This window comes from Streptomyces sp. NPDC048560 (assembly GCF_040650955.1).
GTDB lineage: Bacteria > Actinomycetota > Actinomycetes > Streptomycetales > Streptomycetaceae > Streptomyces.
In genome coordinates this window covers 93,330-112,580 of sequence record NZ_JBEZIJ010000007.1, presented here as the reverse complement: position 1 = coordinate 112,580, position 19,251 = coordinate 93,330, and the positions used below count along the sequence as shown (strand labels likewise).

19 protein-coding genes are annotated in these 19,251 nt (G+C 70.9%); 8 read left to right on the top strand and 11 right to left on the bottom strand.

Annotated elements, in window-relative coordinates:
- Nucleotides 1–82: 82 nt before the first annotated feature.
- Nucleotides 83–1,360 carry an acetyl-CoA C-acetyltransferase gene (locus AB0C82_RS19775; protein ID WP_362844201.1) on the bottom strand — a complete coding sequence of 426 codons (1,278 nt, stop codon included), beginning with the start codon at nucleotides 1,358–1,360 and terminating at the stop codon, nucleotides 83–85.
- A gap of 117 nt (nucleotides 1,361–1,477) precedes the next feature.
- On the opposite strand from AB0C82_RS19775, the gene AB0C82_RS19770 reads away from it, so the two are divergent.
- Entirely contained in the window at nucleotides 1,478–2,803 is a 1,326-nt protein-coding gene (locus tag AB0C82_RS19770; protein ID WP_362843466.1) for a 3-oxoacyl-ACP reductase, read from the top strand.
- A gap of 5 nt (nucleotides 2,804–2,808) precedes the next feature.
- The gene (locus AB0C82_RS19765; protein WP_362843464.1) at nucleotides 2,809–3,672 is read left to right on the top strand and encodes a MaoC/PaaZ C-terminal domain-containing protein; all 864 of its coding nucleotides are present in this window, start codon (nucleotides 2,809–2,811) and stop codon (nucleotides 3,670–3,672) included.
- A gap of 14 nt (nucleotides 3,673–3,686) precedes the next feature.
- Here the strand turns inward: AB0C82_RS19765 and AB0C82_RS19760 are convergent, their stop codons facing one another.
- Nucleotides 3,687–4,304: a TetR/AcrR family transcriptional regulator gene (locus tag AB0C82_RS19760; RefSeq protein WP_362844198.1), complete on the bottom strand. Its 618-nt coding sequence runs from the start codon at nucleotides 4,302–4,304 to the stop codon at nucleotides 3,687–3,689.
- Nucleotides 4,305–4,587: 283 nt separating this feature from the next.
- Between AB0C82_RS19760 and AB0C82_RS19755 the strand changes: the two genes are divergently transcribed.
- Entirely contained in the window at nucleotides 4,588–5,790 is a 1,203-nt protein-coding gene (locus tag AB0C82_RS19755; RefSeq protein ID WP_362843461.1) for an alpha/beta hydrolase, read from the top strand.
- A gap of 90 nt (nucleotides 5,791–5,880) precedes the next feature.
- On the opposite strand, the gene AB0C82_RS19750 is transcribed toward AB0C82_RS19755, so the two are convergent.
- The 5 genes from AB0C82_RS19750 to AB0C82_RS19730 form a co-directional block, all read right to left on the bottom strand.
- Nucleotides 5,881–7,272: a dicarboxylate/amino acid:cation symporter gene (locus AB0C82_RS19750; protein WP_362843458.1), complete on the bottom strand. Its 1,392-nt coding sequence runs from the start codon at nucleotides 7,270–7,272 to the stop codon at nucleotides 5,881–5,883.
- A 427-nt stretch (nucleotides 7,273–7,699) separates the two neighbouring features.
- Entirely contained in the window at nucleotides 7,700–7,993 is a 294-nt protein-coding gene (locus tag AB0C82_RS19745; protein WP_362843455.1) for a DUF4229 domain-containing protein, read from the bottom strand.
- A gap of 110 nt (nucleotides 7,994–8,103) precedes the next feature.
- The gene (locus AB0C82_RS19740) at nucleotides 8,104–8,631 is read right to left on the bottom strand and encodes a GNAT family N-acetyltransferase (RefSeq protein ID WP_362843452.1); all 528 of its coding nucleotides are present in this window, start codon (nucleotides 8,629–8,631) and stop codon (nucleotides 8,104–8,106) included.
- 102 nt (nucleotides 8,632–8,733) lie between these two features.
- Nucleotides 8,734–9,897, bottom strand: a complete 1,164-nt coding sequence (mqnE, locus tag AB0C82_RS19735; protein WP_362843449.1) for an aminofutalosine synthase MqnE — start codon at nucleotides 9,895–9,897, stop codon at nucleotides 8,734–8,736.
- Nucleotides 9,898–9,945: 48 nt separating this feature from the next.
- Complete coding sequence (locus AB0C82_RS19730; protein ID WP_030803885.1) at nucleotides 9,946–10,401, bottom strand: Lrp/AsnC family transcriptional regulator; 456 nt, start codon at nucleotides 10,399–10,401, stop codon at nucleotides 9,946–9,948.
- A gap of 121 nt (nucleotides 10,402–10,522) precedes the next feature.
- Here AB0C82_RS19730 and AB0C82_RS19725 point away from each other — a divergent pair, with 121 nt between their 5' ends.
- Nucleotides 10,523–10,669: a hypothetical protein gene (locus tag AB0C82_RS19725; protein ID WP_362843446.1), complete on the top strand. Its 147-nt coding sequence runs from the start codon at nucleotides 10,523–10,525 to the stop codon at nucleotides 10,667–10,669.
- A gap of 10 nt (nucleotides 10,670–10,679) precedes the next feature.
- On the opposite strand, the gene AB0C82_RS19720 is transcribed toward AB0C82_RS19725, so the two are convergent.
- Nucleotides 10,680–11,354, bottom strand: a complete 675-nt coding sequence (locus tag AB0C82_RS19720) for a UbiX family flavin prenyltransferase (RefSeq protein ID WP_362844196.1) — start codon at nucleotides 11,352–11,354, stop codon at nucleotides 10,680–10,682.
- 122 nt (nucleotides 11,355–11,476) lie between these two features.
- Between AB0C82_RS19720 and AB0C82_RS19715 the strand changes: the two genes are divergently transcribed.
- Nucleotides 11,477–12,088 (top strand): rhomboid family intramembrane serine protease, encoded by a 612-nt coding sequence (locus AB0C82_RS19715; protein ID WP_362843443.1) that lies wholly within the window; start codon nucleotides 11,477–11,479, stop codon nucleotides 12,086–12,088.
- On the opposite strand, the gene mqnP is transcribed toward AB0C82_RS19715, so the two are convergent.
- Together mqnP and AB0C82_RS19705 are read right to left on the bottom strand one after the other, a co-directional pair.
- A complete protein-coding gene (gene mqnP / locus AB0C82_RS19710; protein ID WP_362843440.1) occupies nucleotides 12,078–12,980 on the bottom strand; it encodes a menaquinone biosynthesis prenyltransferase MqnP in 903 nt (300 codons plus the stop codon). The genes AB0C82_RS19715 and mqnP overlap by 11 nt on opposite strands.
- On the bottom strand, nucleotides 12,977–14,434 hold the full coding sequence (locus tag AB0C82_RS19705; RefSeq protein WP_362843438.1) for a menaquinone biosynthesis decarboxylase: 1,458 nt from the start codon (nucleotides 14,432–14,434) through the stop codon (nucleotides 12,977–12,979). Before AB0C82_RS19705 ends, mqnP begins: the two co-directional genes overlap by 4 nt.
- A gap of 90 nt (nucleotides 14,435–14,524) precedes the next feature.
- Between AB0C82_RS19705 and AB0C82_RS19700 the strand changes: the two genes are divergently transcribed.
- The 3 genes from AB0C82_RS19700 (at nucleotide 14,525) to AB0C82_RS19690 (ending at nucleotide 18,756) form a co-directional block, all read left to right on the top strand.
- Entirely contained in the window at nucleotides 14,525–14,932 is a 408-nt protein-coding gene (locus AB0C82_RS19700; protein ID WP_362843435.1) for a PLD nuclease N-terminal domain-containing protein, read from the top strand.
- Nucleotides 14,933–15,065: 133 nt separating this feature from the next.
- Nucleotides 15,066–17,204, top strand: coding sequence for a hypothetical protein (locus AB0C82_RS19695; RefSeq protein WP_362843433.1), 2,139 nt, complete (start codon nucleotides 15,066–15,068; stop codon nucleotides 17,202–17,204).
- Nucleotides 17,197–18,756: a hypothetical protein gene (locus tag AB0C82_RS19690; RefSeq protein WP_362843430.1), complete on the top strand. Its 1,560-nt coding sequence runs from the start codon at nucleotides 17,197–17,199 to the stop codon at nucleotides 18,754–18,756. Before AB0C82_RS19695 ends, AB0C82_RS19690 begins: the two co-directional genes overlap by 8 nt.
- Nucleotides 18,757–18,768: 12 nt before the next feature.
- On the opposite strand, the gene AB0C82_RS19685 is transcribed toward AB0C82_RS19690, so the two are convergent.
- Nucleotides 18,769–19,233: an SRPBCC domain-containing protein gene (locus AB0C82_RS19685; RefSeq protein ID WP_362843428.1), complete on the bottom strand. Its 465-nt coding sequence runs from the start codon at nucleotides 19,231–19,233 to the stop codon at nucleotides 18,769–18,771.
- Nucleotides 19,234–19,251: the final 18 nt, after the last annotated feature.

The following is a 19,251-nucleotide window of genomic DNA, read 5'->3' as shown; positions in this document are numbered from 1 at the left end:
TCGCCCTCGGGCGCGGGGCCCGGTCGGCCGCAGCGGCCTCAGGGGCGCCAGTGCGTCAGGGGCGAAAGGCACGTCAGGGGCGTCAGGGGCGTTCCAGGATGGCCGTGACCCCCTGCCCGCCCGCCGCGCAGATCGAGATCAGACCGCGGCCCGGTCCGTCCCGTTCCGCGAGGAGTTTGGCGAGGGTGGCGACGATCCTGGCTCCCGTCGCCGCGAACGGATGGCCGGTGGCCAGCGAGGAGCCCGCCACGTTCAGCTTGTCCCGGTCGACGGGGGCGAGGCCCTGCTCCTCCCAGGCCGCGAGCGTGGCCAGCACCTGGGAGGCGAACGCCTCGTGGATCTCGAACAGGTCGAAGTCCTCGACGGTGAGACCGGCGCGCTCCAGCAGCCTTGGCACCGCACGGGCGGGTGCCATCAGCAGTCCGTCCTCGCCGTTCACGTGGTCGACGGCCGCCGTCTCGTAGAGGGAGAGGTACGCGAGCGGTTCCAGACCGCGCCGCTCCGCCCACTCCTCACTCGCCAGCAGGACCGTGGCGGCCCCGTCGGTGAGGGGCGTCGAATTGCCCGCCGTCATGGTCGCGTCGGGGTGACCGGCGCCGAACACCGGCTTCAGCGTGGCGAGTCTGTCCACCGTCGAGCCGGGCCGCAGGTTCTGGTCGCGGGCCAGACCGCGGTGCGGAACGACGAGGTCGTGCAGGAAGCCGCGTTCGTACGCGGCGGCGAGCCGCTGGTGGCTGGTGGCCGCCAGAAGGTCCTGGTCCTCGCGGCTCACGGACCAGCGGCGGGCGGTGATCGCGGCGTGCTCGCCCATCGAAAGGCCCGTGCGGGGTTCGGCGTTGCGCGGGATGTCCGGGACGAGGTGGCGGGGGCGTACACCCGCGAGTGCCTTGATCCGGCCGCCCGTCGACTTCGCGCGGCGGGCCGCCAGAAGGATCCTGCGCAGTTCGTCGTTGACGCCGAGGGGCGCGTCGCTCGTGGTGTCCGAACCGCCCGCGACGGCGGAGTCGACGGCGCCGAGCGCGATCTTGTTCGCGGCGGCGATCACCGCCTGGAGCCCGGTGCCGCAGGCCTGCTGGAGGTCGTAGGCGGGGGTACGCGGGTCGAGGCGGGAACCGAGGACCGTCTCCCTGGCCAGGTTGAAGTCCCGGCTGTGCTTGAGGACCGCGCCCGCGACGAACTCGCCCACCAGCTCGCCCTCCAGGCCGTACCGCTGGACCAGCCCGTCGAGCGCCGCGGTCAGCATGTCCTGGTTGGATTCCCGCGCGTACGGTCCGTCGGAGCGGGCGAACGGGATACGGCTGCCGCCTACCACCGCCACCCTGCGCGGCTGCGGAAGTGCCAGGGGAATCAACGCGACCAGCTCGTCCCGGTCGATCCCGGGCAGCTCGTCTCTCTCGGGCAGCTCATCTCGACCTACTCCTGACTCCTGAGTAACCTTACTTAGGAGTAAATCTACGACCGAGCAGGAGTCTGGACAATGGCCGACCGCTATCTGCACGTCACCGGCACAGCACCTGGCCGATTCCTGACCCGCCGGCTCGGCCTGCCGCAGCCTGCGGCCCTGCGCCGCTGGTCCCTGGAGACTCCGTCCCTCGACGGCCCGTTGCTGCATCTGACCGCGGGGCCGTCGACCGTCACGGACGAACTCGCCGCGCTCCTCGGCAGGACCGGCCTGCGGATCGCCGAACGCGCCGAGCGCCCCGCCGGCATCGTCGTGGACGCGACGGCCGTCACCACCGCCGCCGGACTTGGCGATGTGCACGCGGCCCTCCACCCCGTCATACGCTCCCTCGCCCCGTCCGGCCGCGTCGTCGTCCTCGGCGTCCGGCCCTCCGGCGAAGACCACCACCAGGCCGCCGCCCAGCAGGCACTTGAGGGGTTCGTACGCTCCCTCGGCAAGGAAACCGGCAAGGGCTCCACCGTTCAGCTGATCCGGATCGCCCCCGGCGCCGAGGGCGTCGCCGCCGCCGAATCCACCCTCCGATTCCTGCTCTCCCCCAAGTCCGCGTACGTCAGCGGCCAGGTCGTCGAACTCACCGCCGCCGCCCCGGACCCGGTCCCCGACCGGCTCGCACCGCTCACCGGCCGCACCGCCCTGGTCACCGGCGCCGCACGGGGGATCGGGGCCTCGGTCACCTCCGTGCTCGCCCGGGACGGGGCCACCGTGATCTGCCTGGACGTCCCGCACGCGCAGGACGAACTCGTGCGCACCGCCAACCGGCTGGGCGCCACCGCGCTCCCCCTGGACATCACCGCACCCGACGCCGCCGACCGCATCGCGGCCGCCGCCCCGGACGGCCTCGACATCCTGGTCCACAACGCGGGCATCACCCGCGACCGCCGGCTCGCCAACATGCCCGCCGAACGCTGGACCTCCGTCATCGAGGTCAACCTCGACAGCGTGCTGCGCACCACCGACGCCCTGCTCAAGGCGGGCACGCTCAACCGGGGCGGCCGGGTCGTCGCCACGGCCTCCATCGCAGGGATCGCGGGCAACGACGGCCAGACCAACTACGCGGCCGCCAAGGCGGGCATCATCGGCCTCGTCCGCTCCCTCGCCCCGCGCGCCGCCGCCGACCACGGCGTCACGGTCAACGCGGTCGCCCCCGGGTTCATCGAGACGAGGATGACGGCAGCCGTGCCCTTCCTCATCCGCGAGGCGGGCCGCCGCATGAACTCCCTGTCCCAGGGCGGGCTTCCGGTCGACGTCGCCGAGGCCACGGCCTGGCTCTCCCATCCCGCGTCGAGCGCCGTCAACGGCCAGGTCCTGCGGGTCTGCGGCCAGAGCCTGCTGGGGGCGTGAGACGGATGCCGAGCCCGATCGCCTCCCTCGTACGCGGGGCCGTCACCTCCCCGTTCAAGCGGCCGGGCCGGCCCGGAGCCGGACTGCCCGCCGCCCGGATCACCCTCCCGCCGGCTCCCGTGGCGCCCGGCCACCTCGCCGCGTACAGCAGGATCTGCGGCTTCTCCGAGTCGGGCGCACTGCCGCTCACGTACCCCCACGTCCTGGGCTTCGCCCCGGCCATGCGGCTGATGACGGACCGGGCCTTCCCGCTGCCCGTCGTGGGGCTCGTCCACACCTGGATCGAGATCACCCGCCACCGGGTCCTGCGGCCGCAGGACGTGCTGGAACTCAGCGTGTACGCCGACGAGTTGACCGGCCACCGACGGGGAACCGAGGTCACGGTGGCGACGGAGGCGCGGATCGCGGGTGAACTGGTGTGGGAGTCACGGAGCGGCTACCTGTCGCGTCACGGGACTCCGCGCGGTACGGAGTCCGCGCCGCCGCCGGCGGCCCCGCCGCCCGCCCCGCCGCCCGCCGTCGCCGAGTGGCCGTTGGCCGCGGATCTCGGGCGGCGGTACGGCGCCGTGTCCGGCGACCGCAATCCCATCCACCTGTATCCGCTCACCGCCCGGCTGTTCGGATTCCCCCGGCCCATCGCGCACGGCATGTGGACCGTCGCCCGCTGTCTCGCCGAGACCGGCGAACCGGGCCGGGTCCGGCAGGTGCGGGCCGACTTCAGGGCGCCCGTCCCGCTGCCGTCCACCGTGACGTACGCGGCGGACAGCACGGACGGCCCTGACAGCACCCGCACGGGGAGCGCGTTCGAGCTGCGCGACGCCACCGGCCGCGTCCACCTCACCGGAAGGACGGCCCAGGACGCGCCCTGAGCAGGTGGTCCCTCTCAGGTCCGCGGCTGCCAGGGCCGGCCGTTCATCAGGCTCTCCAGGCCGGCCCAGGAGAAGTTCATCAGGGTCGCCGCGGCCTCCTTCGCCGAGACACCAGGGGTGTCGTTCGCCCATCCGGCCAGCGACTCCGCGGCCCCCACCAGCGCCTGCGCCAGCCCTGCGACATCCCGGTCCGGGAGCGCCGGATCGCGGTGCACCTCACGCGCCGCGGCACCGATCAGACCCGTCACGAACGCAACGATCTCGTCCCGCATCACCAGGACCTCGGTGGCGAACGGCTCCCCGTGCGTCCGCGCCTGGCGGTTCAGCACTGCCCAGCCGTCCGGGTTCTCCGCCGTGTGCGTGAAGAACGCCCGCAGCCCGGCCCAGAGTTGCCGGTCGGCCGGAAGCCCTGGATCCGCTCCGGCCTGTACCGCTTCCACCAGCGCCTTCGCCTCGCGGCGGATACAGGCGGTGAAGAGTTCCTCCTTGGAGTTCAGGTACAGGTAGACCAGGGGTTTGGACACCCCGGCCAGCTCCGCGATCTCGTCCATCGAGGCGGCCCGGTAGCCGAGCTGCCCGAACGTCCGCACCGCCGCATCCATCATCTGCCGCTCGCGCACGGCGCGTGGCATCCGTTTGCTCTTCACAACACCCACGACATAATCCTCCCACCCCCGGCTGTGCCACTCCTCGGCAAGAGTATGTCGCGGGACCCCCGCCCCCCGTACGAACAGTTCCGCTTCCCTGGCCGAAAGCGACCCTCGAGCGCCCTTCACTCACCACCCCCGCACCGCCCGGGCCTGCCCCCCGACGGCCATAGGGGAATCCGGCTCCCCGGCCTCCCTCCACGGTCTGACACCCCCTAGCCCGCGGGACGGATGTGGCGTCCACACCGCCCGTCCTAGCGTTGCGCGCATGACCAGTCACCGCAGCCGGGCAGCCGTCACGGCGCTCGCCCTGACCCTGCTCCTCGCGACACCCGCAACGGCCACCGCCGCCACCACGGCACGATCCACGGCGACCACCGCGCCGGCCTCCGAACCCGCCCCCCTCGCCGCCTCGTTACTCGAACTGCCCCGCCCCACCGGCCCGTACGCGACCGGCCGCGACACCCTGCATCTGACCGACACGAGCCGCCCCGACCCCTGGGTCCCCGAAGCGGGCGCACGGGAGCTGATGGTGTCCGTCACCTACCCGGCGCGCCCGGGCACCGGCGGCGGACCCGCTCCGTACATGACCACGGAGGAGGCCAGGCTGCTGCTGGCGGCCAACGGACTGGAGGACGCCGTCCCCGCCGCCGCCGTCGCGACCACCCGCACGTACGCCCGCACCCACGCCCCCGCCGCCCGGGGCCGCTTCCCGCTGGTGGTGCTCTCCCCCGGCTTCTCCACCCCGCGTACGACCCTCACCGGCCTCGCCGAGGAACTGGCGAGCCGTGGATACGTCGTGGCACTCGTCGACCACGCCTACGAGTCGTCCGGCTCAGCCTTCCCCGGAGGAAGGATGCTCACCTGCGTCGCCTGCGACCGGGTGAGCGGGACCGGGCGCGAGGGCATGAAGCTGGTCTCGGAGGGCCGGGCCAGGGACCTGTCGTTCGTCATCGACCGGCTGACCGGCCGCCACCCTGCCTGGCGCGGGTCCGGCGTCATCGACCATCGGCGGATCGGGGTGGCGGGGCACTCCATCGGCGGCGCCGCCGCCGTGTCGACGATGGCCACCGATCCGCGCGTGCGCGCCGGGATCAACATGGACGGTACCTTCGCCGACCCTGTGCCCTCCTCCGGCCTCGGCGGCCGGCCGTTCATGATGCTCGGCTCCACCGCCGGCCACAGCCCCGGCGGCGACGACAGCTGGGACGGCGGCTGGCCGGCCCTGGACGGCTGGAAGCGCTGGCTGACGGTCGACGGCGCCGGCCACTTCACCTTCACCGATACCCCCGTGATCGCCCAGCAGCTCGGCATCGAGGACCCCGCGACGCCCATCTCCGGCGACCGTTCGATGACCCTCACACGGGAGTACGTCACGGCCTTCTTCGACCAGCACCTGCGCGGCATCCACCGGCCGCTCCTGGACGGCCCGACGCCGGGCAACCCGGACGTCAGGTTCGTCAGCCCCTGACCCGCACGGGCGCCGGACCCCACGGGCGCCGGACGCACGAGTGCCCCGGATCGGCTGATCCGGGGCACTTGAGCGTCACAGCGTGGTGCGTTACGCGGGGACCGGTACCGCGTCCTTGACGTCCGCATCCGCGTCCGCGTCGACGTCCGCCCGGGCGTCGGCGTCCTCGAACGCGTCGACCGGGGAGGCCGAGGCCGAGTTGTACGCGTCGTGGTCGAGGATGCCCTCGCGGGAGGCGACGATCACCGGGACCAGCGCCTGTCCCGCCACGTTCGTGGCGGTACGCATCATGTCCAGGATCGGGTCGATCGCCAGCAGCAGGCCGACGCCCTCCAGCGGGAGGCCGAGCGTCGAGAGGGTCAGCGTGAGCATGACCGTCGCTCCGGTGAGACCGGCGGTGGCCGCCGAACCGATGACCGAGACGAACGCGATCAGGATGTAGTCGCCGATACCCAGCTGCACGTCGAAGATCTGCGCGATGAAGATCGCCGCCAGCGCCGGGTAGATCGCGGCGCAGCCGTCCATCTTCGTGGTGGCGCCGAACGGCACCGCGAAGGACGCGTACTCCTTCGGGACACCGAGACGCTCGGTGACCTTCTGGGTGACGGGCATCGTGCCGACCGAGGAGCGGGAGACGAAGGCCAGCTGGATCGCGGGCCAGGCGCCCTTGAAGAACTGCAGCGGGCTGACCTTGGCGACCGTCGCGAGCAGCAGCGGGTAGACGACGAACATCACCAGGGCGCAACCGATGTAGACGTCGGCGGTGAACGTCGCGTACTTGCCGATCAGGTCCCAGCCGTAGTCGGCGATCGCGTAGCCGATGAGGCCGACGGTGCCGATCGGGGCGAGGCGGATGACCCACCACAGGGCCTTCTGGAGGAGCTCCAGGATCGACTCGCTGAGGGCCAGGATCGGCTTGGCCTTGTCACCGAGCTGGAGCGCGGCGATACCGGCGACGGCGGCCATGAAGACGATCTGCAGGACGTTCAGCTCGGTGAACGGCGTGATGACGTCCGTCGGGATGATGCCGGTCAGGAAGTCGAGCCAGGAACCCGCGCTCTCGGGCTTGGAGCCGTCCTTCGGGGTGAGGCCGGTGCCCGAACCCGGGTTGGTGACCAGGCCGATCCCGAGGCCGATGGCCACGGCGATCAGTGAGGTGATCATGAACCAGAGCAGGGTGCGGCTGGCCAGCCTTGCGGCGTTGTTGACCTTGCGCAGGTTGGTGATCGACACCAGGATCGCGAAGAAGACGAGGGGCGCGACGGCCAGCTTCAGCAGCTGGACGAAGATGTGGCCGACCTGGTCGAGCGTGGTGTAGAGCCAGTCGATGTCCTGGCTGCGGGCGAGCCAGCCGAGGAGGACACCGAGGAACAGACCGGCGACGATCTGGACCCAGAAGGGGACCTTGGGTATGCGGAAACCGGTGCCGGTACCGGTGGGCTCACCGGTGCCGGTGGTGGTGGACGCGGAGTTCGCGGACACGTACACACTCCTGTTGGGGACGCAGCGGGACGCACGGGACATACGTACGGACGTGCGGTCGAACGGGGACGGGGTGCGGCGCCCGCGAAGGGGGGCGGCGCCGCTGCATGATGCCGGTTCAGACGTTGCGGCAACAGACCGCGGACATACAGCGGCAGAGATCGACATGCAGGCGCGCCACGAGCGGAGTGCTCGCGGCATGACGGGGGCGCACAGCTGTCTTCATGTCGAACACGTTAACACTTGTACTTTGAGAACCTCAAAGGTCTTCTTTGGCACGAAGGCGGCCCGAGACCCGCTCGCGCCTCGCCGGAAACGACGGAACCCCAGCACTGGAGCGGTGGCTCCTGGCTGGGGCTCGGGGTGCCCGAGGGCACGGAAGTGCGCGGATGTGAGGAAGCTTACGTTCCGCTTACCGTCGGACGCCTTACTGGACGGCGTCCTCGCGGGTCCGGTTGGACTCCAGGCGCGCCTTCGTCCGGTCGACCTTCGTGACGAGCTGCTCGGACATCTCGTCACGCTGCTTACGCAGGAGCACGAAGCTGAGCGGCGCCGAGAGCAGCAGGCCGAGCAGCATGACCCAGATGAAGTTGGAGCCCTTGAGGCCGGCCGGCAGGAGTCCGAAGTGGACCGCCACACCGGCGGCGAAGAAGCAGCCGACGAAGATCAACAGGCGCAGCGCGGTGTACCGGATCGTTGCGCTCGGCTTGGCAGCGGACACGGCTGACCCTCTCTCTACGTACTACACGTCGAAAATCCTGCCCGACCAGTGAAGCATGACCCGAATTCACGTGGTTCAGGGGGCTCCCGCGCGGGGCCGGGGGAAGGGGTTCAGGGAACCAGCGGCAGCAGCATCGTGATGTCGTCGCGGTCGTCGCCGGGAGCGACCCGGATCGCGCCGGGCACGCGGCCCACCTCCTTGTAGCCGCAGGAGGCGTAGAAGCGGTCGGCCCCGGTGCCGCCCCGGCAGGTCAGGCGGATGGCCTCGATGCCGTCCATCCCGCGGGCCGCGCCGGCCGCCGCCGCCATGAGTTCCCGGCCGAGGCCGTGACCCTGGAGGCGCGGATGGACCATGACCGTGTGCAGGAGGACCCAGTGGGTCATCAGCCGGTGGGTCGTGCGGGCGAGGAAGGCGGTGGCGGCGACGGCGCCGTCCTCGTCGTGGCCGACGAGCAGCCGCGTGCGGCCCTCGGTGATCGCGGTGAGGTGCTTGAGCAGTTCGTGCCGGATCTCCTCGGGCTGCGCGGGCGGCACGAAACCGACGGCGCCGCCCGCGTCGGTGACATCGGCCCAGAGCGCGGTGATGCCGTCGTGCAGGGGCCGGTCGAAGACGGGGTCCAGCTCGAACGTAAGCGTCATAGTTGAATATTAACTATTACATCCAGGGCCCTCAAACAGTGTCCGAAAGGCGAGAAAGCCCCGGCCGGCGGCCGGGGCTCTCCCACAGGTCACACAGGGGCCTCAGACACGCATCGGCTGCGGCTCCTCGCGCCGGCCCGCCTCCGGGCCCGGGTACTCGCGCAGGATCTCGTACCGGGTGTTCCGCTCGACAGGCCGGAAGCCCGCGTCTCGGATCAGCTCCAGCAGGTCCTCACGGCCCAGCTTGCTCGGCGTGCCGTAGTTGTCGGCGTCATGCGTGATCTTGTACTCGACGACCGAGCCGTCCATGTCGTCGGCGCCGTGCTGCAGCGCGAGCTGGGCGGTCTGCACGCCGTGCATGACCCAGAAGACCTTGACGTGCGGCACGTTGTCGAACAGGAGCCGCGAGACCGCGAAGGTCTTCAGCGCCTCCGCGCCCGTCGCCATCGTCGTCCGCGCCTGGAGCTTGTTGCGGACCTTGCCGTCCTTCATGTCCACGAAGTCGTGCTGGTAGCGCAGCGGGATGAAGACCTGGAAACCACCGGTCTCGTCCTGCATCTCCCGCAGCCGCAGCACGTGGTCGACGCGGTGACGGGGCTCCTCGATGTGCCCGTACAGCATCGTCGCCGGGGTCTTGAGCCCCTTCTCGTGCGCGAGACGGTGGATGCGCGACCAGTCTTCCCAGTGGGTGTTGTGGTCGACGATGTGCTGGCGGACCTCCCAGTCGAAGATCTCCGCGCCGCCGCCGGTCAGCGATTCCAGACCGGCCTCGATCAGCTCGTCGAGGATCTCGGAGGCGGTGAGCCCGGAGATCGTCTCGAAGTGGTGGATCTCCGTCGCCGTGAACGCCTTCAGCCCCACGTTCGGCAGGGCTTCCTTCAGCGCGCTGAGCGAGCGGGGGTAGTAACGCCACGGGAGGGTGGGGTGCAGCCCGTTGACGATGTGCAGCTCGGTGAGGTTCTCGTTCTCCATCGCCTTGGCGAGGCGGACGGCCTCCTCGATACGCATCGTGTACGCGTCCTTCTCGCCCGGCTTGCGCTGGAACGAGCAGTACGCGCAGGACGCGGTGCAGACGTTCGTCATGTTGAGGTGACGGTTGACGTTGAAGTGAACGACGTCGCCGTTCTTACGCGTGCGCACCTCGTGCGCCAGTCCGCCGAGCCACGCCAGGTCGTCGGACTCGTAGAGGGCGATCCCGTCCTCGCGGGTCAGCCGCTCGCCGGCCCGGACCTTATCCTCCAGCTCGCGCTTGAGTCCCGCGTCCACTAGGGCGCCTCCCATATCTCCGTGTAACAGGCTTCGACCACCGTACGCCTACGACTCCTCAGGAAGTTCCCCGACCCGGTTCTCCCACTTCGTGGACAGCACGATCGTCGTACGCGTCCGGGAGACCCCCTTCGTGCCGCTCAGCCTGCGGATCGTCTTCTCCAGGCCGTCCACGTCACCGACCCGGACCTTGAGCATGTACGAGTCGTCGCCCGCGATGAACCAGCAGTCCTCGATCTCCGCCAGGTCCTTCAGCCGGTGCGCCACGTCCTCGTGGTCGGCCGCGTCGGAGAGCGAGATGCCGATCAGTGCCGTGACGCCGAGACCCAGCGACGCGGAGTCGACGGTGGCGCGGTAGCCGGTGATGACACCGGCGGTTTCCAGCCGGTTGATGCGGTCGGTGACGCTGGGCCCGGAGAGCCCTACGAGCCGTCCCAGCTCGGCATACGAGGCCCTGCCGTTCTCCCTGAGGGCCTGGATGAGCTGCCTGTCCACCGCGTCCATATGACTGAAACCTTCCATTGTTCAGCAGTACCGCGAGTTTACGTATAGAATCTAAGGCACGCAGGCCTCAAGCCCTGCAAATCTTTCAGAACATCCCAGAAACGCTTTCGAATCTTCAGGAGTGATCTTCACCGTGTACACGATCGAGATGGCCTACGCCCGGATGCGCGAGCTGCAGGACCTGGCCAACCGCTCGCGTGCCCACCAGCCCGCCGCCGCTTACCGGATCGACAAGGCCCGGACCCCGCGCCCGGCCAAGAAGCGCTGACGCCCACCCGCTACGAGGACCGGGAGCCACCGAGCTCTCCCTCCCAGCGGCGGTAGAGCTGATGCGGCACCCCCGCCGCGTCCAGCACCCGGCCCGCGACGAAGTCCACCAGATCCTGGATGTGCGTCGCACCCGCGTAGAACGCCGGAGAGGCGGGCAGCACCACGGCGCCCGCCTCGTCCAGGGCCACCATCTGCTTCAGCGTCTGACCACTCAGCGGGGTCTCGCGCACCGCGACGACCAGCTTCCGCCGCTCCTTGAGCGTCACGCTCGCGGCCCGCTGCAGCAGATCCTTCGACAGACCCAGCGCCACCCCGGCCACACAGGCCGTCGACGCCGGCACGATCAGCATCCCCTGCGCCGGGTACGACCCCGAGGACGGCCCGGCCGCCAGATCACCGGCCGCCCAGTGCCGTACCCGGTCGAGTTCCGCCTGGCTCACCGCGAAGGTGTCCGGCTTCCCGTCAGCTCCCCGCGCCAGCCATCCGCGCAGATCCTCGCGCCAGTGCGCGTCCCGGAAGGCGATCCCGGTCTCGTCCAGGAGGGTCAGCCGCGAGGCGCGGCTGACCACGAGGTCCACGCTCTCCCCCGCTGCCAGCAGTCCGCGCAGAACCGAGGCCGCGAACGGCGTCCCGGACGCACCGGACACCCCGACAATCCAAGGCCGCCGCTGCTGTTGACTCATCGAAGTCCCGGAATTCACATCTGTGAGCCTATCCGGCGCCCCGCATGAGGAACCGAGCCAGGGCCCCGGGGCGTTCCGACAGATGAGGGCCAGGACCGTGCGGGCCCCGGACAGGGGGAGCCATGACCGGCATCCGTAACTCCGCCACCACCAGGACCACCGGCGCGCGGGCCGTCGCCGCCGGCGCGCTGATGCTGGGCTGGGTGGCCCTGCTGTGGGTGCTGGAAGGCATCGACACGGCGGCGGACCACTCGCTCGACACCTACGGCATCAGCCCGCGCGAACCCTCGGAGCTGCTCGACGTCGTACCGTCCGCCTTCCTGCACAGCGGCTGGGACCACGTGGCGTCCAACAGCGTCCCGCTGCTGGTGCTCGGCTTCATCGCGGCGCTCGCCGGACTGCGCCGGTTCGCCGCCGTCGTCCTCACCGTCATCGTGATCGGCGGCCTGGGCGTCTGGCTGACCGCCCCGTCCCACACCGTGACGCTCGGCGCGTCCGGAGTGGTCTTCGGCCTCTTCGGCTATCTGCTGGTCCGCGGCTTCGTCGACCGGCGCCCGCTCGACATCGTGACCGGCGTGATCATCGCCGCGGTCTACGGCTCGATCCTCTGGGGCGTCCTGCCGACCGACTCCGGAATCAGCTGGCAGGGCCACCTGTTCGGGCTGATCGGCGGGGTGACGGCGGCCTTCGTCTTCCGCCGTCCCCGCGCGTCCGCGACCACCGTCACGGCGTGAGGCCACGCACCAGCAGATCCAGCAGCGCGCACGCGAACAGCGCCATGCCGATGAAGCCGTTCACCGAGAAGAACGCCCGGTTGAGCCGGGACAGGTCGTGCGGGCGCACCACCCGGTGCTCGTACACGAAGGCGACGGCGACGATCACCATGCCGATCCAGTAGAGGAGCTCCGCCCCGGTGGCGAGGCCGAACCAGACCAGCATCCCGGTCGTCACGACGTGGCAGACCCGCGCGCCCCACAGGGCCGCCGGAATCCCGAAGCGCGCGGGGAACGAACGCACGCCGTGCGCCCGGTCGGCCTGCACGTCCTGGCAGGCGAAGATCAGGTCGAAGCCGCCGATCCAGATGCCGACGGCCAGCCCCAGGATCACCGCGTCCCACGACCAGGTGCCCGTCACCGCGAGCCAGGCGCCGACCGGCCCCATGGCCTGGGCGAGACCCAGGATGGCGTGCGGGAAGTTCGTGAACCGCTTGCCGTACGGGTAGACGACCATCGGAACCACGGCGAGCGGCGCCAGCGCCAGGCAGAGCGGGTTCAGCAGGGCCGCCGCGCCGAGGAAGACGACGAGCGCGATCAGGGCCCCGGTCCACGCCGACCTCACGGACACCGCGCCGGTGACCAGCTCACGGCTCGCGGTACGGGGGTTCCGGGCGTCGATCTCCCGGTCGATGATGCGGTTGGCGGCCATCGCGAACGTGCGCAGCCCGACCATCGCGAGCGTGACGAGCAGCAGCGTGCCCCAGTGGATGTTCTCGTCCAGCTGGAACATGGCGGTCAGTGCGGCGATGTACGCGAAGGGCAGCGCGAAGACCGAGTGCTCGATCATCACCAGCCGGAGGAACGCCTTGGTCCTGCCGGGCACGGGCAGGGCGGCGGCCGATGCGGTCACAGGCCGTACTCCTTCCAGCGCCGGTCGACCTTCGCGGCCGTCTCCGCGTCGGACTCGACCATGTCGGGCCAGCCGCCGTCGCGGGTGTAGCCCTCCTCGGGCCACTTCCTCGTCGCGTCGATCCCCGCCTTGCCGCCCCAGAACTGCTGGTAGGAGGCGTGGTCGAGGTGATCGACCGGCCCCTCGGCGACGGTCAGGTCACGCGCGTAGTCGGTGTTCCCGAGCGCCCGCCAGGCCACCTCGTGGAGGTCGTGCACGTCGCAGTCGGAGTCCACGATCACGATCAGCTTGGTCAGCGACATCATGTGCGCGCCCCAGATGGCACTCATGACCTTCTGCGCGTGCTTCGGGTACTTCTTGTCGATCGAGACGATCGCGCAGTTGTGGAATCCGCCGGCCTCGGGCAGGTGGTAGTCCACGATGTCCGGCACGATGATCTTCAGGAGGGGCAGGAAGAAACGCTCCGTGGCCCGGCCGAGCGGCCCGTCCTCGGTCGGCGGCCGGCCCACGACGATCGACTGGATCAGCGGACGCTTGCGCATGGTGACGCAGTCGATCGTCAGCGCGGGGAACGGTTCCTGCGGCGTGTAGAAGCCGGTGTGGTCACCGAACGGCCCCTCCGGCAGCATCTCCCCCGGCTCCAGCCACCCCTCGATGACGACCTCGGCGTGCGCGGGGACCTGGAGCGGCACGGTCTTGCAGTCGACCATCTCGATCCGCTTGCCCTGGATGAAGCCGGCGAAGAGGTACTCGTCGATGTCGCCGGGCAGCGGCGCGGTGGAGGCGTACGTCACGGCGGGCGGCGCCCCGAACGCGATCGCGACGGGCAGCCGCTCACCGCGCTTCGCTGCGACCTGGTAGTGGTTGCGGCTGTCCTTGTGGATCTGCCAGTGCATACCGATGGTGCGCTTGTCGTGGCGCTGGAGGCGGTAGAGCCCCAGGTTCCGGATGCCGGTCTCGGGGTGCTTGGTGTGCGTGAGCCCCAGGTTGAAGAAGGAGCCGCCGTCCTTCGGCCAGGTGAAGAGCGCGGGCAGCTGGTCCAGGTCCACGTCGTCGCCGGTGAGGACGACCTCCTGGACGGGAGCGTCCCCGGACTTCACCTTCTTCGGCGGCACGTGCACCATCGAGCCGAGCTTCCCGAACGCCTCGCGGACCCCGACGAAACCGTGCGGCAGCTCCGGCCTGAGCAGCCCGCCGATCTTGTCGCTGATCTCGGCGTACGACTTCAGCCCGAGCGCCTTGAGGAGCCGCCGGTCCGTCCCGAAGACGTTCATGGCCAGGGGCATGGTCGCCCCCTTGACGTTCTCGAAGAGCAGGGCTGGCCCGCCCGCCTTGTTCACCCGGTCGACGATCTCGCCGACCTCCAGGTGCGGGTCGACCTCGGCCTTGATGCGCTTGAGATCGCCCTCGCGCTCCAGAGCCCGGAGCAGGGAGCGAAGATCGTCGTAAGCCATGCCACCCAGTATCGGCCACCCGCTACCCTGGGCCCGTCACCGGGGCGGGACAGTGCGCCCCCTCACCTCTTCTCGGGGGACCCTTCCACCATGCTCAGGGCCTTGATCTACCTCCTGCCGCTGGCACTGACGATCTACGCGTTCATCGACTGTCTGAACACCCCGGAGGACGAGGCCAAGCACCTGCCGAAGGTGGCCTGGGTCTTCATCATCCTGCTGTTCTGGATCGTGGGCCCGATCGTGTGGCTCGCCGCCGGAAAGCTGCGCGTTCCGCCCGAGGGAGGCCGTACGCCTTCGGAGTGGCACCGCAACCACCGCCGGACGTGGGTGGCGCCCGACGACAACCCGGACTTCCTGAAGTCGCTCAAGGACGAGAACGAGAAGGACGAGTCCGTCCTGAAGGACTGGGAGGCGGACCTGCGCCGCCGCGAGGAAGAGCTGAAGCGCGGTGACGGCGAGGGCGGGACCGCCGAGGACCCGACGCCCCCGAAGGGCTGAGCCACGACGCCGGGCGCCGCCGGTCACGATTGGGCTCAATCGTTCGAAAATCTTCACCCGCCCCCAACGCCCCGCGTCTACGCTGTTGTTGACGCTGTGACAGGTCGTACGGGGTGTCGGCACTGGGGGTGCGGTGGACAGAGAGCTGTACGGACGCGAGGCGATTTTCGGCAACGACGGCCTGGCCGCACGTCTGACGGGTCTCACTCCGTACGGCTCGGCCAAGGCGCCGTACGAGCACCGTGACGATCCGCCGGTGGTCGCGCTGACCGGTGGCCGCGGCATGGGCAAGACCGCGACGCTCAAGCAACTGCGCCATGTGTACCGGGAGATCACCCCGGTCGCCCTGATCGACTGCGAGGCGGTCGCGCCGCCCCAGGAGCCGGGGCCGGGCTGGACGCCGGTCACCGGGGCGCTGCCCGAGCTGGCCGTACAGCTGACGCCGAGGGTGCGGGCGGCGAAGCCGGTGCAGTTCCCCCGGCTCAGCCTGGGCCTCGTGGCAGTGGCCTCGATCGCCTGGAGCCGTGAGGACGAGACACAGGCTCAGCGTGACCTCCAGTCGCTCGGTCCGGTGCTCGCGACCGTGGACTCCCGCCCGGGAGCGGCGCAGGGCTGGGTCACCAAGGTGCTGACGAAGCTCGCGGCGACGGCGTTCGACGCGGTGGCGCCGCTGGCCGGGCTGATCGCCGAGGCGACCGTGGAGTCGGTGCTGGAGGAGACGTTCAGCCGGTTCCAGCGCCGTACCGTCGACTGGTACGGCGCCTATCCGCACGCCGGGGGCGACGGCCGGATCGGGCTGCGGCAGCTCGCGGTCGACTTCGAGCGGGGCGGGGACCTGCGCCGCCGGGCCGAGGACCACCTCGTCGGGGCGCTGGTCGAGGACCTGTACCGCGCCTACCGGGGAACGGCGCTGGGAATGCGCCGGGGCCGCCCGGTGATCCTCCTCGACAACGCGCACAACGCGCTCGGCCGGCAGCTCGTCGAGCCCGTGCTGCGGGCGCGCGCGGCGGGCCGCCGCGACCAGATCGTCTTCTTCGCCGCCTCCCGCACCCGTGACCACGAGGGGCTGCGGCACGCCGTCCACCACCGGCTGCCGGAGGTCGCGCACGCCTCGCACTGGACCCGCGGCACGGAGGTGACCTCGGGGATTCTCGCGGTCGGCCTCACCCCGCTGAGCGCCGCGCACACCCAGGCGGCACTGGAGCGCCACGATCCCGAGGCCCGTACACCGGCCGGTCTGGCACGCGGGGTGCACCGGCTGACGGGCGGCCGGCCGCTGGGTGTGGCGCTGTTCGCCCAGGCGGCGGGCGATGCTGACCGGCCGGGCTCGCTGGTGCCGGGCGCGCTGCTGGACCGCACGGTGCGGATCCGCGAGGACACGGAGCCGGTACGGCTGGCGGACGAACTGCTGCGGCGTCTGCTGCCCGGACAGCGCCTGGACGTCCTGTGCGTGCTGGCCGCGGCGCACGGCGAGGAGTCGGCCAGACTGCTGGCCAGGCTCCGGCTGCGCGGCGAGTCCATGGACGGTGACGTGGCGCTGAGGGTGCGGGACGTACTGCGCGCGGAGGACTGGCAGGTGGGCCCCGACCACTTCGTGGCCGACCCGCTGCTGCGGTCGCTGCTGCTGCACCGGCTGCGCTTCCAGGACGACGACCATCCGCTGTACGCCGTGTGGCGCGCGGTCCACGAGTCGCTCCGCGAGGTGTACCAGGCGGGGAGCGCGGCGAGCGCCCCGCACCGGCTGCACGAAGAGCTGCTGCTGGGCCGGGACGCGGCGTGCGTGACCCATCTGCGGGTGCGTTTCCCGCGTCCCGACGTCCAGGGCTGGCTCGGCGAGCTGCGGCTCATCGCCTCGGCGCCCTGCCCACGCGAACGCGGGGCGCACGGGCCCGATCCACGGCGGGCGGTGGCACTCGGCCAGGACGTGGCCGCGGGGCCGCTGCCCGACGTGCGGACGGGTCTTGCCGGGCTGGACGAGGAGGCGGCCGAGCTCCAGCTGCGGATGCGGCGGCTGCTGCACGGCGTGTGGCTGCTCTCCGATCCGCTGGCCCTGCCGGACGACGAGGTGACCGACAAGATGGCGCACGAGCTGCGGCAGCTGTCCGGTAGGCATCTGACGGGCAACGCCGTGCTGTGGGACGCGGCGACGCACTGGCCGCGGGACATCAGGGCATGGCGACCGCTGTCCATGCCGCCGGGAAGCCCGCCGGACGGGGCGCAGGACCGACGGGACCGACGGGACCGACAGGGGGACGGTGACTCCGATGCGTAATCCGCTGCGTTATCGCGTCTGGTACACGACCCGGCAGAGGATCGTCACGGGCGTCCTCGTCGGCGCGCTCGTGACGGGTGCCGGGTGGTACGGCGTCGACCGCGTGACCACGCCCGAGGACCGGGGCTGCGTGCCCGGCGTGGAGCGCCCCGCGGGCAGCGACGAGTGCGTGGGGGTGTCCGGCTCGGGCTACGACTTCGGGATGGACAACCTCACGGAGGTCGCCTCGGCGATCGGCCGGGAGAACCGGGGGCTGAAGGCGGGCGAGTACGCCACCGTCGCCCTCCTGCTGCCCCTGACGTCGAGCGATCCGTCCCTGGGGACGAAGATGCGGCGCGAACTCCAGGGTGCGTTCGCGGAGCAGTACCGGGCCAACCACCTGTCGAACGCGCAGGTTCCGAAGATCCGGCTGGTGCTGGCCAACACCGGTAAGAACAACGCCTTCTGGGAACCCACGGTCGACCGGCTGAAGACCATGACGGACGCGCCGGACCATCTGCGGGCCGTGTCGGGGGTCGCCACCAGCAGCTCCGAGGTGAAGCTCGCGGTGCAGGCGCTGACGAAGGCCCGGATCGCCGTCGTCGGCACCACGATCACGGCCGACGACATCGCCAACGGGCCGGGCGGGGACCCGTTCCCCGGCCTCGCGCGGGTCTCGCCCACCAACCGGGACGAGGCGCGGGCGCTGGCGCAGTTCGGGAAGGTCGAGGCCGACAAGGCGTTGCTGGTCGAGGACACGCGTACCGGGGACCACTACACGGACACCCTGAAGGCGGCGTTCACGGCGCTGGTGAAGGGCACGAAGTACGAGGCGCAGCTGTTCACCTCGCCCCCGGACGCCACGGACGAGGGCACCACGTCCAACACGTTCAAGCAGATCACGCACCTGATCTGCGACACGGACGCCGAGACGGTGTTCTTCGCCGGCCGGCACACCCAGCTGCGGCAGTTCATCAACGAGCTGGGGCGGCGCGGCTGTCAGAACCGGGCGTTCACCGTGCTCACCGGCGACGAGGGTTCCTACCTCGGCGGGGACGAGAAGCTGGACCGGAAGGCGCTCACCCGGAAGGTGACCGTTCGCTACGCCTCGCTGGCGCACCCGGACGCCTGGGTCGCCAGGAAGGGCGCACCGGTCCCGGCTACGGGCGGCTCGGCCCAGGACTTCCGGGCCTTCGAGGAACTGCTCGCCCAGGTGGCGAAGAAGCCGGCCGGCCCGATCGGCCCGACGGGCCGGGCCACCATGACGGACGGCCAGGTGATCATCGCGTACGACGCGATGGCGATGGCCGTGCACGGCATCCGCCAGGCGACCCCGGACGGCAGGCGCCTGCCCACGAAGACGGATGTGGGCAACCAGTGGCCCCAGGTGAAGTCCTCGCTGAAGGTGGCGGGGGCCAGCGGCTGGATCTGCCTGGACAACCACGGGAACCCGTACAACAAGGCCGTTCCGGTGGTCGAGCTGACGGACCGGGGTGTGCAGCGCTTCGTGGAGATCGCCTGGCCGGAGGGCCACCCGCCGGACCGCCGTTGTCTGCCGCCGTCGGGCCGCTGAGGGAGACAGCCCTCAGCGGAGGGCTGCCGCGTCCCGCCCGTCGAGTGCGGCGACGAGCCGTGTGAAGCGCGCGTCCCAGACGTCGGCCCGTCGCGCACGCTGTTCTTCGTCGCCGGAGAACTCGTGCGTGAAGCGGAGTACGACGTGGTCGCCGCGCGGCGGTTCCAGATGGAAGCGGATACGGCCGTGCGGCGCTCCGAAGGTGTACTCGGCGACCCGCTCGACGTCCCAGGCGGTGACAGTGCCGGAGACGTCGGCGCCGGCCTCCTCAGGTCCGGCGCCCAGCCCGCGCAGGGTGACCGCCCCGCCGATGCGCGGCTCGAACGGCTCGGCGACGGCGAGCCAGCTCGCCAGCCCCCCGGAACCGGCAACGGCCGCCCACACCCTCGGAACGGGATGGGGCAGCCGCACCGTGAACCTCAGCACCTGCGTACCGTCGTCGCGCGTCTCGCCGGGGCCGCGCTCGATCGCACTCATACATCCAGGGTGCCGCAC